Origin of the sequence: Labrenzia sp. CP4 (assembly GCF_001579905.1) — a bacterium.
Classification (GTDB): domain Bacteria; phylum Pseudomonadota; class Alphaproteobacteria; order Rhizobiales; family Stappiaceae; genus Roseibium; species Roseibium algicola.
The window spans coordinates 5274517-5289772 of sequence record NZ_CP011927.1 but is presented as its reverse complement, the minus strand read 5'-3'; the positions used below and the strand labels follow the sequence as shown (position 1 = coordinate 5289772).

The following is a 15256-nucleotide window of genomic DNA, read 5'->3' as shown; positions in this document are numbered from 1 at the left end:
TCCCTGGTCTGCGTCAGTCGCGCAGAAGTTCGTTGATGCCGGTCTTGGAGCGGGTCTTTTCGTCAACCGTCTTCACGATTACGGCGCAGTAAAGGTTCGGAGCGGCTTCGCCGTTGCCCATCACGCTGGACGTCGGCATGGAGCCTGCAACAACCACGGAGTAGGGCGGTACTTCGCCGTAGGTGATCTCGCCGGTCATGCGGTTGACGATGCGGGTGGACTGGCCAATGAAGACACCCATGCCGAGCACGGAGCCTTCACGCACGATGCAGCCTTCGACCACTTCGGAGCGTGCGCCGATAAAGCAATTGTCTTCGATGATCACCGGACCGGCCTGGAGCGGTTCCAGAACGCCGCCGATGCCGACGCCGCCGGACAGGTGGACGTTCTTGCCGATCTGGGCGCAGGAGCCGACGGTCGCCCATGTGTCGACCATTGTGCCCTCGTCAACAAAAGCACCGAGATTGACGAAGGACGGCATCAGAACCACGCCCTTGCCGATAAAGGCAGAGCGGCGAACGATGCAGTTCGGCACGGCGCGGAAACCGGCGTTTTCAAAATCCATGCCGCGCCAGCCGTCGAACTTGGACGGCACCTTGTCCCACCAGGTGGCGTCGCCGGGGCCGCCCTTGATGATGTCCATCGGGTTCAGGCGGAACGACAGCAGAACAGCCTTCTTGGCCCACTGGTTGACCGCCCAGTCGCCATCCTTCTTCTCTGCAACGCGCAGCTTGCCACGGTCGAGCAGGTTCAAAGTTTCCTCGACCGCGTCCCGGACTTCACCGGTGGTCGTGGTGTCGATGGCGGCACGGTCTTCGAAGGCGGCGTCGATGATCTTGGACAGGGAAGCGAGATCGTGGGTCATCAGGCAGATGGTCTCCGGGCGTTAATATTTCTGGCGCGGACCTAAGCCGCCCGGCAAGGTGCTGTCAAGCACGGGAGGGTCGGCAGATGTCCTGTAGCCGTCAAACAAGCCGCCGTTCTCGGGGGAATGCTGGCTGGATTACACCTGTCGTCCAGTTCGATGAGTTGAGAAAAAATAAAATGTTGGTTGCGATCACGGCAGTTTAAAGCGGTGACCAAATCGCTAGGGTGAAATCAATTCAACAAAATCAACAAGAGTACGTTCCGTGGAATTATGGATCCCGATCACCATTGCAGCAGCGTTCTGCCAGAACCTGCGCACGGCCCTCCAGAAACACCTGAAAGGTCAGCTTGGTACCACCGGGGCGACATTTGTGCGGTTTGGCTACGGCGCGCCTTTCGCGATCGCCTATGCTGCCGTGCTGCACGTCGTGTTCAAGTTCCCGCTGCCGGAACCGACACCAACGCTTTTGATTGCCGGTGCCCTGGGTGGTCTGGCGCAGATCCTCGGCACGTTTCTGCTGATCCACCTGTTCTCCTTCCGCAACTTTGCCGTCGGGACCGCCTATTCCAAGACAGAACCGATCCAGGCGGCGCTTTTCGGCTTCGTCGTTCTCGGCGAACACATTTCCCTGGCGGCTGGACTGTGCATTCTGGTCGGCGTCATCGGTGTGGTGGTCATTTCCCTGGCACGGGTTCCGTTGACACTGGCTGCCATCCGCACGTCGCTAGTCGGACGTCCGGCGTTGATCGGTCTTGCCTCGGCTGCCTTTTTCGGAGCGTCCGCCGTCGCCTACCGCACGGCTTCACTGTCGCTGGAGGGCACCGGGGTGCCGATGCAGGCCGCCTACGCGCTGGTTTATGCAACGGCTTTCCAGACAATCGTCATGGCAAGCTGGATGGTGCTGCGTGAACCCGACCAGTTGCGCGCCAGCCTTCGCGCCTGGCGAGCAGCGGTCTGGGTTGGCGCTTCTGGCGTGGCCGGGTCTGTCGGCTGGTTCACGGCAATGACACTGCAAAACGTTGCCTATGTGCGCGCACTTGCCCAGGTCGAACTGGTATTCACCTTTCTGGTGTCATGGCTGGTGTTCAAGGAAGCGATCGCCCGGTCCGAGATTTTCGGCTGCATGCTCATCGTTGCGGCGGTCGTGGGGGTTATCCTGCTGCGTTAGAACAGCACAAAAGCTCTGAAGCAATATCGCTCAATCCCTTCACTCAAACTGTAAAGTGACCTTTAGGCATTTGTTTCGTTTTTAAGGTTATTCTGAGATAAGCTCCAAGACTGCGGTGTCCTGATCGTTGGCCATTGGAGATTTCTCGACCTAACGAGATGAGATGCCGAAGACATTTTTTTCCCGAATTGGAGCCAGTCATATTCTGACACGGCCCAGCCTGGCCAGCGTTGCGGCGATCGGCATTGCCCTTGCCGTGACAATTGCTGCCGGAATATTCGCGGAAGTTCAGAACCGGTCCGTGCATCTGCAGAGTGCGCGCGCGAATGTCGCCGAGCAACTCGGCATTGTCCGTGCCCGGCTAGAAGGCAACATCAACAGCAACCTGCAGCTTGTCCGGGGGCTTGTTGCGCTGATTGCGACACAGCCGGATATTGATCAGGACCAGTTCGGCCGGATTTCCAGTGGTCTCATCGGCAATCACTCGCAGCTTCGCAATGTTGCCGGCGCACCGGATCTTGTCGTCAGGCTGATGTATCCCATGACCGGCAACGAAAAGGCCATCGGGCTCGATTACCGGAAAAACGAGCAGCAGCGTGATGCGGCCCTTAGGGCGGTGAATTCGGGCGAGATGGTGCTCGCCGGGCCCGTCGATCTCTTGCAGGGGGGCAAGGGTTTCGTCGGACGCTTCCCTGTCTTTACCGAAAATGATGATGGCACGAGGCGCCTTTGGGGGCTGGTTGCTGCTGTCGTCGACGCCGACAGGCTTTATGCCGACAGCGGCTTGCTGGACGCCGCGCTCCCGGTGGATATCGCGATCATGGGCCGCGATGCGACCATGGCGGACAAGTCGGTTTTCTTCGGGGACGAGAACATTCTGGCCCAGAACCCTGTGTTGTCCGAGGTGGTTCTGCCGACCGGGCGTTGGCGGATTGCGGCGATCCCGCGTGGCGGTTGGTCGGCAATGCCGGACAACGCCTGGAAAGTCCGCTTGCTGATGCTGGCCGGAGGGCTGCTGGTCCTGTTGCCGATCTTCATCGCTGGACAGCTGTACGATCAGCGGCGCGGGCATATCCGCGAACTGAGACGCCGCCAGGTGCAGATGGAAGGTCTGTCTCAGCGCCTGAAGCTTGCCCTCGATACCTCCAAGATAGGGATCTGGGAACTGAATCTGGACACTGGTGTGTTGACCTGGGATAGCCGGATGCGGGAGCTTTACGATATCCCGGAGTGGCGCGACACGTCGCAATATGACGTCTGGTCCGCGTGCCTGCACCCGGAGGATCTGAAGCGCGCCGAAAAGGAATATTGGGACGCGATCGACACCGGCGGAACTTATCATTCCGACTTCCGTGTGATCCTTCAGGACGGCTCCACCCGCTGGATCCGGGCCATCGGCGCCGTTCACACCAACACTCGCGGCCAACGTTACATTCTGGGCGTCAACTGGGATGTTTCCCGGGACTTCCAGCTCAAGACCCGTTTGCTCAACGCCAAGCAGAACGCCGAAGACCGGAACCGCGAACTGGAAGATGCCCGTGCGCTGATGGAGCACCATTCGCTGCACGACAGTCTGACCGGTCTCCCGAACCGCCGGTTCCTGGACCGGCAGCTATTGGACGAGCAGGCCCCGCACAAGCCGACGGCGCTGCTGCATATCGATCTTGATCGCTTCAAGCATATCAACGATACGCTTGGCCACGCTGCCGGCGACTCGATGCTTACCCATGCCGCGTCGGTGCTGATGGAAAACGTCAGTTCCAGCGAGTTCGTCGCCCGCATCGGCGGTGACGAGTTCGTCATTGCCATCACCGAGCCGACCGACGAGAAAAGCCTGGCCGCCCTTGCTGAAAAGATCATCGAGCAGATGCGTCAGCCGGTGACTTTCGAAAATCATCAATGCCGCTTCGGCGTGTCCATCGGCATTGCCATGGCCGACACGACCTTGAGCGACTACGGCCGGCACCTGCTGGTCGATGCCGACATCGCCCTGTACCGGGCCAAGAGCAACGGCCGTAACCGGTTCGAATTCTTCTCCGACACGCTGAAGTCGGAAATCGTCCGCAACAAGCAGGTTGCCGACGACATCTTGTGTGCATTGGAGCGTCAGGAATTCCTGCCGTACTTCCAGCCGCAGTTCGATGCGAGAACGCTGGCGATCACCGGTGTCGAGGCACTGGCGCGCTGGAACCACCCCACCGAAGGCATTCTGACACCGGACGTGTTCCTGAAAACGGCCGACGAGCTTAATGTGGTGCCGCTGATCGACCGGATTATTCTGGAACAGACCCTGTGGCAGTCCGCGCGCTGGAAAGCGGCCGGGATCCACATTCCGAAAATGTCGGTCAACGTGTCGGCTGGCAGGCTCAACGACGCCAACCTGATGCAGAGCCTCGACGGTCTTGCCTTCGAACCCGGGTCACTGTCCTTCGAACTTCTGGAATCCATCTTCCTGGACGACAAGAACGATCTTATCGCCGCCAATTTCGAACACCTGCGGGACATGGGCATCGACATCGAGATCGATGATTTCGGCACGGGCTATGCCTCCATCGTCAGCCTCATTCACCTGCGTCCGAAACGGCTGAAGATCGATCGTCAGCTGGTCATCCCGATCACACATTCGGAAGGCCAGCGCCGCCTGGTGGCATCGATTATCGAAATCGGGCAGTCGCTCGGCATCAAGGTTGTCGCCGAAGGCGTGGAAACCATGGAGCATGCCAGGATCCTGCGTGATCTCGGCTGCGATGCCCTGCAGGGCTATGCCTTTGCACCGGCGATGCCCTCGGACAGGCTGATCGAATTCGTTCGCGAGGAGCGCTGGCGCGAGGCGTCCTGAGACGCCCCGTCAGGTTTATTCACATCGGTTCAAGTCACCACTCGGCGAGACTTCCGTCTTCATGACGCCATATGGGATTGCGCCAGCGGTGACCTTCCTTGGCGCGCTCGACGACATAATCCTCGTTCACCTCGACGCCGAGGCCTGGTCCCTGCGGGATGGCGGCAAAGCCGTCCGCATAGGCGAAGACATCGGCATTGGTGATGTAGTCCAGCAGGTCGTTGGACTTGTTGTAATGGATGCCGAGGCTCTGTTCCTGAATGAAGGCATTGTAGGACACCGCATCGACCTGGAGGCAGGCGGCAAGGGCGATGGGGCCAAGCGGGCAATGGGGCGCGAGCGCAACATCGTAAGCTTCGGCCATCGCGGCGATCTTCCGGCATTCCGTGATCCCGCCCGCGTGTGACAGATCCGGCTGGATGATGTCTACATAGCCGTCGGACAAAACAGACTTGAAGTCCCAGCGGGAATAAAGTCTTTCGCCAAGGGCAATCGGCGTCGAGGTGTGATTGACGATATCGCGCAGGGCTTCCTTGTTTTCGGAAAGCACCGGTTCTTCAATGAACATCAGCTTGTAGGGATCAAGTTCCCGCGCCAGGACCTTGGCCATGGGCTTGTGCACCCGCCCGTGGAAGTCCACAGCAATGCCGATGTCCGGACCAACGGCCTCGCGCACACTCGCGATCGCCTCCACAGCCTTGTCCAGCCGTGAGTTGCTGTCGACGATCTGAAGCTCGGCGCAACCGTTCATTTTCAGCGCCTTGAAGCCGCTCTCGACCACCTGCCTGGCGTTGTCCGCCAGCTCCGAAGGCCTGTCGCCTCCAATCCAGGAGTAGACCTTGATCCTGTCCCGCACCTGGCCGCCAAGCAGCGAGTGAACCGGCTGGCCGAGAGCCTTTCCCTTGATGTCCCACAAGGCCTGGTCGATGCCCGCAAGGGCGCTCATGTGTATCGCGCCGCCCCGGTAAAATCCGCCTCGATAAAGCACCGTCCAATGGTCCTCGATCAAGAAGGGATCCTTGCCGATGAGATAGTCGGAAAGTTCATGGACAGCCGCTTCCGTGGTCAAGGCACGGCCTTCGACCACGGGTTCGCCCCAGCCGGTGACGCCTTCATCGGTTTCGATCTTCAGGAAAAGCCAGCGCGGCGGCACGATATAGGTCGTGAGTTTGGTGATCTTCATTCTTTAAGTTTCCGGCAAAGGCGACGTCATCGGGCGGCAGGCGAAGGGGTGGTCAGAGATCGACACGCCCTGCAGCAGCCTGGGCCGCAGTCAGGTCATGCTCGGCCAGGTCAAGCATCCGGTTCGAGGCTTCCCGGGCTCGCGGCGCATCGCGCAGACGCAGGGCATCCACAAGTTCGCCATGCAGTTCGATGGCAAGGTCCCGGCTCTCCACCGCGGTGTTGGACGCATGCAGCGTATAATGCAGGGCCGTATGAATGGCACTGGAAAGACGCCGAAACACCTGATTGTGGCTGGCGGCCATAAGCACGCTATGGAAATCGACGTCCGCCTCGGTGAAGGCTTCAGGGTCGGAATTTGAGTCGCGCATCCGCATCCAGGCCGCTTCCAGCGCCGCAATTTCCTGCAAGGTGGCGCGTTTGGCCGCAAATTCCGCTGCTGCCGGCTCAATCGTGCGCCGGGCTTCCAGGATGCATCCGAGCAGGTCGAACTCATGGATGAAGGGGCCGATCCAATCGAGCACTTCCCCATCCAGTATGTTCCAGTCCTCCCGGTCGGTCACCACGGTTCCCACGCGAGGCTTCACCCGCAGCATGCCTTTGGATTCCAGAACCTTGATGGATTCGCGAATGACCGTGCGGCTGACGCCATAGATTTCGCACAGGTCGTTTTCCCGCGGGAGCTGAGCGCCAACCGGATATTTTTCAGAGCAGATGTCTTCCGCCAGTGCCGCCGTCACATTCTTTCGCACGCGAGGGCGCTTGCCACTGTTCTGATCAGCGGTCGCTGTCTCCTCCCTCAACGTTTCCAATGGCCTGCTCCCTGTTTGTGGCGGAATGAGATCCCGCATTTTTAGCGGATTTTTTGCGCTGCGCGAACTGCGCGTTTCACTGTCCGTCATCGAATGTCTGGCAACCTTATCCGATACATCATACAAAGGCAATTGACTGGTATGATGATTCACAGTAGGTCTGTTGAAGCGCCCCGGGAGGCTGGGCGCCTCGAAATGAATTGGGAGGTTCTGCAATGCGTGTGTTGAAGAAAGCCGTTCTGACCGGAGTGATGGCCCTTGCCCTCGTCGGTTCTGCCCATGCCGCTGACGTGAAAATCGGTTTCGTCGTCAAGCAGCCGGAGGAGCCCTGGTTCCAGGACGAGTGGAAGTTCGCCCAGAAGGCTGCCGAGGAAAAAGGGTTCACCCTTGTTGAAATCGGTGCACCGGATGGAGAGAAGGTTCAGGCAGCAATCGATAATCTGGGTGCGCAAGGCGCGCAGGGCTTCATCATCTGCGTGCCGGATGTGAAGCTCGGACCGGGAATCGTGGCCAAGGCAGCCGCCAACGACCTGAAGCTGATGACCGTGGATGACCGACTTGTCGGCGCTGATGGCGAACCCATCGAAAGCGTGCCGCACATGGGCATTTCCGCGGTAAAGATCGGCGAGACCGTCGGTCAGTCCATTGCGGCCGAGATCGAGGCGCGCGGCTGGGACATGTCCGAAGTGGGCGCGATCCGCGTTTCCTACGACCAGCTTCCGACTGCCGTCGATCGGGTCGAAGGCGCTATCGCAGCTCTGACGGCTGCCGGCTTCCCCGCGGAAAACATCTATGACGCGCCCCAGGCCAAGACCGATACCGAAGCGGCCCTGAACGCTGCCACCACCGTGCTCAACCAGCACGCGGACGTGAAGAAGTGGATTGCCTTCGGCCTGAACGACGAAGCGGTTCTCGGCGCAGTCCGGGCCACGGAATCGGTCGGCATTCCGGCTGAGAACGTCATTGGCGTTGGCATCGGAGGTGCTGAGTCGGCCATCAACGAGTTCAAGAAACCGAGCGCGACCGGTTTCTACGGTACGGTCATTATCTCGCCGAAGCGCCACGGTTATGAAACCGCACTCAACATGTACGAGTGGATTGCCAACAACAAGGCACCGGAGCCACTCATCCTGACGTCCGGCTCGCTGGCCCTGCGCGACACTTATTTGGACGTGCGCAAGGACCTGGGCATCGAGTGATCCGTCCCGACTGACACCTGATCCGGCGACCGGTCTTGCGGTCGCCGGGGAACTGTTGCGCGAGCGTCATGTCTTATCTGTCAGTACAAAACATATCCAAGAGCTACCCGGGCGTTCAGGCCCTGTCGGACATCTCCTTCTCGGTGGAGAAGGGAGCCGTACATGGGTTGATGGGCGAGAACGGTGCCGGCAAGTCCACCCTGATCCGGGTGCTTTCCGGCGACCAGTCCGCGGACAGCGGATCCATCTCCATCGACGGGATCGAGCAGAACTACGGGTCTGTGCGCGATGCCTTCGAGGCCGGAGTGATCGTGATCCACCAGGAACTTCAGCTGGTGCCGGAGCTGACGGTGGCGGAAAATCTCTGGCTGGGCCGGTTTCCCAACCGGGGTGGCGTCCTCGAAGGCCGGCGATTGGTCGAGACCGTGCGCAACCGGCTTGAGGAGATCGGGGTCGATGTCGATCCCAATGCCAAGGTCGCTTCGCTGTCCATCGGTGCGCGCCAGATGGTGGAAATCGCCAAGGCCGTGATGATGGAGGCCCGGGTCATCGCACTGGACGAGCCGACGTCATCCCTGTCCTCCAGGGAAAGCGAGATCCTGTTCAAGCTGATCGCCCGGTTGAAGGCCAAGGGCACGGTGATCCTCTACGTGTCTCACCGGCTGGAGGAAATCTTCCACCTCTGCGACAGCCTGACGGTTTTGCGGGATGGCCGTCTTGCAGCCCATCACCCCGACATTGCCAATGTGACCCGCGACCAGATCATCGCCGAGATGGTCGGGCGTGAAATCGGCAACATCTGGGGCTGGCGTGAGCGGTCGTTCGGGCCGGTGCGGCTGGAAGTGTCCGGCATGTGCGGCGAAAAGCTTCCCGGACCGGCCGAATTCTCGGTTCGGCAGGGCGAAATCCTGGGCTTCTTTGGCCTGATTGGCGCCGGACGCAGCGAGTTGATGCGCCTTGTCTATGGTGCGGACACGCGGCGCGGCGGCACGGTCTCCATCGACGGCAAGGAAGTGCCTGCGGACAATCCGCGCGGTGCCATCAATGCAGGGCTCGTGTTGTGTCCGGAAGACCGGAAACACGACGGCATCATCCAGGGGCGGTCCATCGAGGAAAACATAGCCATTTCCTCACGCAGGCACATGTCCTCCTTCGGCATTCTCCAGCTTGGCAAGGAAGCAGCTCTTGCGGATCGCTTCATTGCTCGGCTCAAGGTGCGCACGCCATCGCGGAAGCAGGACATCGTCAATCTGTCCGGCGGCAATCAGCAGAAGGTCATTCTGGGTCGCTGGCTGTCGGAACAGGGTGTGAAGGTGCTGATTGTCGACGAGCCGACACGCGGCATCGACGTCGGCGCCAAGTCGGAGATCTACGACATCCTCTACGAGCTTGCGGAAGGCGGTATGGCCATCGTGGTCGTTTCCAGCGAGCTGCCCGAAGTGATGGGTATTTCCGACCGCATCATCGTCATGTGCGAAGGCCGCATGGTCGGCCAATTCGCGCGGGAAACCTTTGAAGAGCGCAACATTCTGACCCTGGCCTTGCCGGACAGAAATGCTGCCCACACGGTGTGAACGGGGCCGTTTCAGATGAATTCTCTCAAGAAAATTTTGCTCGGAGACCAGGGCCTGGTCGTCATCTTCGCGGTGGCCTTCGCAATCGTTTCCCTGACCGTTCCCAACTTTCTCACCGAGCGCAACATCCTCGGCCTGCTGCAGTCGGTGGTGACAATCGGCATTGTCGCCTGCACGATGATGTTCTGCCTCGCTTCGCGCGATTTCGACCTTTCGGTCGGATCGACGGTCGCATTCACCGGCATGATCGCCGTCATTGCTTCCAACATGACCGGCTCCATCGTTATGGGGCTCATCATAGCTTTGCTTAGCGGCGCATTGGTGGGTGCGGTCAACGGCTTCGTCATCGCCTGTTTCCGCATCAACGCGCTGATCACCACACTGGCCACCATGCAGATCGTCCGGGGACTGGCGCTGATCGTGTCCGACGGCCGGGCCGTCGGCATCAACGACCCCGGGTTCTATCAGCTCGCCCTGTCCCGCTTCCTGGGCATCCCCACGCCTATCTGGGTCATGGGTGCGCTTTTCATCGCTTTCGGTTTTCTGCTGAACCGCACGGTCTTCGGCAAGAACACGCTGGCGATTGGCGGCAATCCGGAAGCGGCCCGTCTTGCCGGGGTGAATGTGGTGTCCATGCGGATCTGGATCTTTGCCTTGCAGGGGCTGATCTGCGCTGTTGCAGGCATCATGCTTGCCTCGCGCATCACATCCGGCCAACCGAATGCAGCCACCGGCCTTGAACTCTCGGTGATTTCCGCCTGTGTCCTCGGCGGAGTCTCCCTGGCCGGTGGCCGCGCCGCCATGACGGGCGTCATTGTCGGCGTCATGATCATGGGCATTGCCGAAAATGTCATGAACCTCCTGAACATTCAGGCCTTCTACCAGTATGTCGTGCGTGGCCTGATCCTGCTCATCGCGGTTCTTCTCGACAATCTGCGCTCCACGGCAAGCCGCTGATGTCCGTGGGGGCCGGGCAGGACTGGACGCTCGCGCAAGGGGATCTGGTGGTCACCGCCAGCCCTGAGGGAGGTTCAATTGTCCAGGCCGCGTGGCGAGGCACGCCGATCCTGCAAGCTGCCGGTGGACCGGAGGGGAAGGCAGCCTGTTTTCCCCTGGTGCCCTTCGGAAATCGGATCGCCGGCAATCGCTTCACCTTCCGGAGGGAGAGCTTCACACTTCAGCCCAACACCGACGAACCGCTTGTTCTGCATGGTGACGGCTGGCTGGATACCTGGAACCTGACGGAAAAGACCGGCAATTCGCTTGATCTTGACCTGGTCAGGGAGCAACCCTCCCATAGTCCCTATGCCTTCAAGGCGCACCAGAAGGTTCATCTGGAAAAGAACAGCCTGTCCCTGAGCCTTCGCGTGACGAACCTTGGCAATAAGGCCCTGCCGTTCGGCATCGGGTTTCATCCGTTTTTCCGCCGAACTCCGGACATGACCCTGCAGACGAGGGTGCAAGACATGTGGCGCGAAGGCGAGGGACATCTTCCGGACGGTCTGCAGCACATTCCTTCCGAACTCGATTTTTCGATGCCGTGTATCGTGCCGCCGCGCTGGATCAACAATGCCTTCGGCGGTTTTTCCGGCAAGGCCCGGCTACACTGGCCGGATATTGAGCTCGCTCTTGATCTCAGCTGCGATCCGGTGTTCGACGTGATGATGATCTTTGCCCCGCAGGCACCTGCAGACTTTGTCTGTCTGGAGCCCATGAGCCATCTGCCGAACGGTCACAATTTGCTGGATCTCGGTGGCCTGAGCGTTCTGGAGCCGGGGGAGGAACTGGCGGGAACGATAAAGATGACATTTCTGCATGTGTCGGAGACCAGGGAGAAGAACAATGGCTGATCGGCTTTCAGGAAAGCGTATCCTGATCACTGGCGCCGCACAGGGCATTGGTCTTGCCATCGTCCGAGCCTGTCTCGGCGAAGGCGCTGCCGTGGTTCTGATGGACCGGGACGCAGCACTTCTTGCCCGCAGTGTCGCGGATCTGGGTGGGGAGGCAGCGTATCTGACGGCTCTTGCCGGGGACATCACGAACACGGATGACGTTGCCGCTGTGGTCGCTCGCGCGCAGGAGACCATCGGTCCGTTGAACGCGCTCATCAACAATGCCGGGATAAATGTCTTCGACGAGCCTTTGTCCCTGAGCGATGAAGACTGGAACCGCTGCTTCGACGTCAACCTGAAGGGGGCGTGGAATTGCGCGCGCGCCGTGTTGCCGGGTCTGCTTGAACAGGGTGGCGGGGTCATTCTCAATATCGCCTCCACGCATGCTTTCACCATCATCCCGCACACCTTTCCCTACCCGCTGGCCAAACACGCCCTGCTGGGGCTTACCAAGTCCCTTGCGCTGGAATATGCCGCACAGAATGTCCGGGTGAATGCCCTGGCGCCGGGCTATGTCCAGACCCAGAAGGTGGTCGATTACTGGAACAGTTTTCCCGATCCCGAGGCAGCCCGGCAGGAGACCTTGCGACTGCATCCAGGTGGGCGTATCGCCACGCCGGAAGAAATCGCGAGGGCGGCTGTCTTCATGATTTCCGACGAATGCCCCTTCATGAACGCCGCCTGCCTGACTGTCGATGGCGGCCTCAGCGTCCAGCAGCACCCAGCTTGATGTGGTTATTTTTTCAATAAATCGGGCTTGACCCTGACACTAACGTCAACCGGCTAACACCGGCTTGGCGCGCAATGCGCAGGTGTTAATTCAGGAAAGCAAGCCAAGATGAATGAACGGACAAACTGGCAGGGCAAGGTTGCCATCGTAACAGGCGGAAGCTCCGGAATTGGAGAGGCCACCGCGCTGGCATTGACCGGGCAGGGGGCGAATGTTGTCATCACCGGACGTGATGCGTCAAAGCTTGCCGGTGTTGCTGGCAAGAGCGAGGCAATCGAGGCCGTGCAAGCCGACAGTGCCGACCCGGCAGGTAGCCGGCGCGCTGTCGAGGCGGCACTGGGGCGATGGGGCCGCCTGGACCTTGTCGTCAACAATGCGGGCGCGGGCAAACCGCTGCCCATCGAGGCCTATGATGCCGAAACGCTTTCGGAAATCTGTGCGGTGAATATCGTTGCGCCGTCCCTTCTGTTGAAGGAGGCCCAGTCGGCCTTGCGGGACAGCAAGGGGGCTGTCGTCAACATCGGTACGGCTGTCTCACAGAATGCGGCGCCGGGCCTGGCGCACTATGCGGCCACAAAGGCGGCGCTTGAGCATCTGACACGATCCTGGGCCATTGAGCTTGCAGGCGACGGAGTACGGGTGAACGCCGTCTCTCCCGGTCCCGTCAAGAGCGGCGCTCTCACGGGCATGATGGGCCTGCCGCCGGAAGTCGCCCAAAGCATCGAGGAAACAGAAGCAGCTCAGGTTCCTATGGGACGGCGCGGACTGACCTCCGATCTTGTGCCGTGGATCTTGCAGCTCGGCAGTTCCGCCAACGAGTGGCTCACCGCACAGGTGATCACGATTGACGGTGGCTGGTCGCTTCGGAGCTAGGCAGGCTGAGCATTTGCGACCAAGGGCAAATATGGGCATCCTCCCCTTGATGGGGAGGGGGCCCCTCGCCACTTGAAGGCCTGAAGCGAGCACTTCCGGGAAAACAGGGCTTGACCCTGACACTAGTGTCAAGGTGCTAGGGTCCACACCCTAGTCCGGTGTTGAAAGGGGTCGACATGCAGATCAAGGAAGCAGCCGAACGGCTTGGCATTACGGAACGGATGCTGCGCCACTATGAAAAGTCGGGCCTGATGGAAGCTCGCCGTTCGGAAAACGGCTATCGCAGCTATAGTGCCGCGGACTTGCGCCGTGCCGCCCGGATCCGCGATTTCATTGCCACGGGTTTTTCGACGCGCGAAGTTCGTGCGATGGCCGCCTGTCTGTCGGACGAAGGATCCGGGCCTTGCGAAGGCGGTATTCCGCAGCTTCTGAAAAAGCTTGAGCACATCGACCGGCTCAGCGCCGATCTTGAAGCGAAACGCGAAGCCATTCTCGACCGCCTGGCCGTGCTGGAAGAAGCTCTCTCGGTGAGCGCAGACGAGAAAGATGGCGCCGGATCCGGGATGAATGCCCTTGTTCCAGGCCGGGGTTCTGGCACGCCCGGCAGGGGCCTTGCCGACCTGGAGCCTCACGCAAGCGGGCGCTGACGGGCAGTCTTGCTGAGTTTTTGACACGCGCCGCATCCCCTGGCGAACTTCGCCATTGACATCAATCGATTTTCGTCACAAATTTCTGTCATGACAGAAATTACCGACAAGGCCGATCCGTCGGCAAAAGAGAAGTTCATCCTCTATTGGGGGGACATGGGCAGCCAGTGGAGCGTCAACCGTTCGGTAGCGCAGATCCATGCATTGCTGTTTCTGAGCCCGGTGCCGATGAATGCGGAGCAGATTTCCGAGGAACTGGGCATTGCCCGGTCCAATGTCTCCAACTCCCTGAAGGAACTTGTCGGATGGCGGCTGATCCAGAGAGTGCCTGTCGCGGGGGATCGCCGGGAGCACTTCGTGGCCGAGACCGACGTCTGGGAAATGGCGCTGCTGATTGCGAAAGGCCGCAAGGAACGGGAGATCGATCCGGCAATCCGCGCAATTGATGTCTGTGTGCGGCAGGCGGAAAAGGAAAAGACGCTTCACCCCGTCGCGCTGGAGCGCATGCAGGAGATGCATCAGTTTCTGACGACGGCCGACCGTTGGTCGGAGCAGATGCTGAGCGTGCCGAAGACGAAACTCGCCAGCCTGATGAAGATGGGCGACAAGGTTCTCTCGCTGCTCAAGATCGGCGGCAAGAAGGGCTGACAGCTGGAGCGAGTCAGGTCTTCGCCTTACCTGGAAGCCTCCATGGAAGCGCCGGACTGCGAGATAAGATCGGGTGAGAGGTCAGCAGACCTGCCACCCGATTTCAGGCTCAAAATTTTTTGCCAAGTAATTTCTCTTTATACAGAAACAACCGACATAACAGGAGGGATTGGAAATGCGAAACGCAAGCGCCACTCTGGAGCGGCCCGAAGCTGGCGACCGCCGTTTTCGCGATCTTCTGGGAGAAGCCGCCTGGCATGGCCTGCCAGCGGCCGTCCGCCGCCGGTTCGGCAAACGTCTGAGCGGCGGGGCAAGTGTCGTCTATCAAGGCCTGGTCGTGACCATGCGGATGAACCTTGCCGGAAGCATTCTGGCGCAGCTCGCGCGGCTTGTCGGCGGTCCACTCCCCTTTGACAGATCCTCTTTCAACCAGCCTGCCGTTGTCACCGTCACAGAAGATATTGCGAGCGATGGCCAGTTCTGGATCCGCCAATACGGGCGTAGCTCTGGCTTTCCTCAGGTGATCCATAGTTCCAAGCGGTTCGAGGGCCCAACCGGCATCGAGGAATATATCGGTGCGGGGATTGGCATGGCACTGCGGGTGAATGCGCTGACAGACGGTCTCAGTTTCGAAAGCGACCACTATTTTCTGCAGGCCGGACGGTGGCGGTTGCGGCTGCCCGCCTGGCTCCGGCCCGGAGCGTTGACGATCACACACCGCGACCTCGGCAAGGACCGTTTCCTGTTCACCCTTTCCCTCAAGAGCCGCGTCTTCGGTGAACTGGTTCACCAGGATGCACTCTTTCATGATATGGAGACTTGAT

Annotated in this window: 14 protein-coding genes; 11 read left to right on the top strand and 3 right to left on the bottom strand. The window is 60.1% G+C overall.

Going from position 1 to position 15256, the window contains the following annotated elements:
- Positions 1-13 precede the first annotated feature (13 nt).
- Positions 14-868, bottom strand: coding sequence for a 2,3,4,5-tetrahydropyridine-2,6-dicarboxylate N-succinyltransferase (gene dapD, locus ACP90_RS24225; RefSeq protein WP_088665171.1), 855 nt, complete (start codon positions 866-868; stop codon positions 14-16).
- 262 nt (positions 869-1130) lie between these two features.
- Between dapD and ACP90_RS24220 the strand changes: the two genes are divergently transcribed.
- Together ACP90_RS24220 and ACP90_RS24215 are read left to right on the top strand one after the other, a co-directional pair.
- Entirely contained in the window at positions 1131-2036 is a 906-nt protein-coding gene (locus tag ACP90_RS24220; RefSeq protein ID WP_062490493.1) for an EamA family transporter, read from the top strand.
- 163 nt (positions 2037-2199) lie between these two features.
- Entirely contained in the window at positions 2200-4875 is a 2676-nt protein-coding gene (locus tag ACP90_RS24215; protein WP_062490491.1) for an EAL domain-containing protein, read from the top strand.
- Positions 4876-4909: 34 nt separating this feature from the next.
- Here ACP90_RS24215 and dgoD read toward each other — a convergent pair whose 3' ends face one another.
- Together dgoD and ACP90_RS24205 are read right to left on the bottom strand one after the other, a co-directional pair.
- Positions 4910-6058 carry a galactonate dehydratase gene (dgoD, locus tag ACP90_RS24210; RefSeq protein ID WP_062490490.1) on the bottom strand — a complete coding sequence of 383 codons (1149 nt, stop codon included), beginning with the start codon at positions 6056-6058 and terminating at the stop codon, positions 4910-4912.
- Between the two features lie 52 nt (positions 6059-6110).
- Complete coding sequence (locus ACP90_RS24205) at positions 6111-6860, bottom strand: FadR/GntR family transcriptional regulator (protein WP_088665178.1); 750 nt, start codon at positions 6858-6860, stop codon at positions 6111-6113.
- A 224-nt stretch (positions 6861-7084) separates the two neighbouring features.
- On the opposite strand from ACP90_RS24205, the gene ACP90_RS24200 reads away from it, so the two are divergent.
- From ACP90_RS24200 to ACP90_RS24160, 9 genes are all read left to right on the top strand, one after another.
- A complete protein-coding gene (locus ACP90_RS24200; protein ID WP_062490487.1) occupies positions 7085-8068 on the top strand; it encodes an arabinose ABC transporter substrate-binding protein in 984 nt (327 codons plus the stop codon).
- Positions 8069-8136: 68 nt separating this feature from the next.
- Entirely contained in the window at positions 8137-9642 is a 1506-nt protein-coding gene (araG, locus tag ACP90_RS24195; protein ID WP_062490485.1) for an L-arabinose ABC transporter ATP-binding protein AraG, read from the top strand.
- A 15-nt stretch (positions 9643-9657) separates the two neighbouring features.
- Positions 9658-10599, top strand: coding sequence for an L-arabinose ABC transporter permease AraH (araH, locus tag ACP90_RS24190; RefSeq protein ID WP_022999782.1), 942 nt, complete (start codon positions 9658-9660; stop codon positions 10597-10599).
- On the top strand, positions 10599-11492 hold the full coding sequence (locus ACP90_RS24185) for an aldose 1-epimerase (protein ID WP_062490483.1): 894 nt from the start codon (positions 10599-10601) through the stop codon (positions 11490-11492). Before araH ends, ACP90_RS24185 begins: the two co-directional genes overlap by 1 nt.
- Positions 11485-12264 carry an SDR family oxidoreductase gene (locus tag ACP90_RS24180; RefSeq protein WP_062490481.1) on the top strand — a complete coding sequence of 260 codons (780 nt, stop codon included), beginning with the start codon at positions 11485-11487 and terminating at the stop codon, positions 12262-12264. The genes ACP90_RS24185 and ACP90_RS24180 overlap by 8 nt, the downstream gene beginning before the upstream one ends.
- Positions 12265-12372: 108 nt before the next feature.
- The gene (locus ACP90_RS24175; RefSeq protein ID WP_062490478.1) at positions 12373-13137 is read left to right on the top strand and encodes an SDR family oxidoreductase; all 765 of its coding nucleotides are present in this window, start codon (positions 12373-12375) and stop codon (positions 13135-13137) included.
- A gap of 176 nt (positions 13138-13313) precedes the next feature.
- Positions 13314-13784, top strand: a complete 471-nt coding sequence (locus ACP90_RS24170; RefSeq protein ID WP_082809843.1) for a MerR family transcriptional regulator — start codon at positions 13314-13316, stop codon at positions 13782-13784.
- Positions 13785-13874: 90 nt separating this feature from the next.
- Positions 13875-14432 (top strand): MarR family transcriptional regulator, encoded by a 558-nt coding sequence (locus ACP90_RS24165; RefSeq protein WP_062490474.1) that lies wholly within the window; start codon positions 13875-13877, stop codon positions 14430-14432.
- 175 nt (positions 14433-14607) lie between these two features.
- The gene (locus tag ACP90_RS24160) at positions 14608-15255 is read left to right on the top strand and encodes a DUF4166 domain-containing protein (RefSeq protein ID WP_022999788.1); all 648 of its coding nucleotides are present in this window, start codon (positions 14608-14610) and stop codon (positions 15253-15255) included.
- The last annotated feature ends 1 nt before the right edge of the window (position 15256 follow it).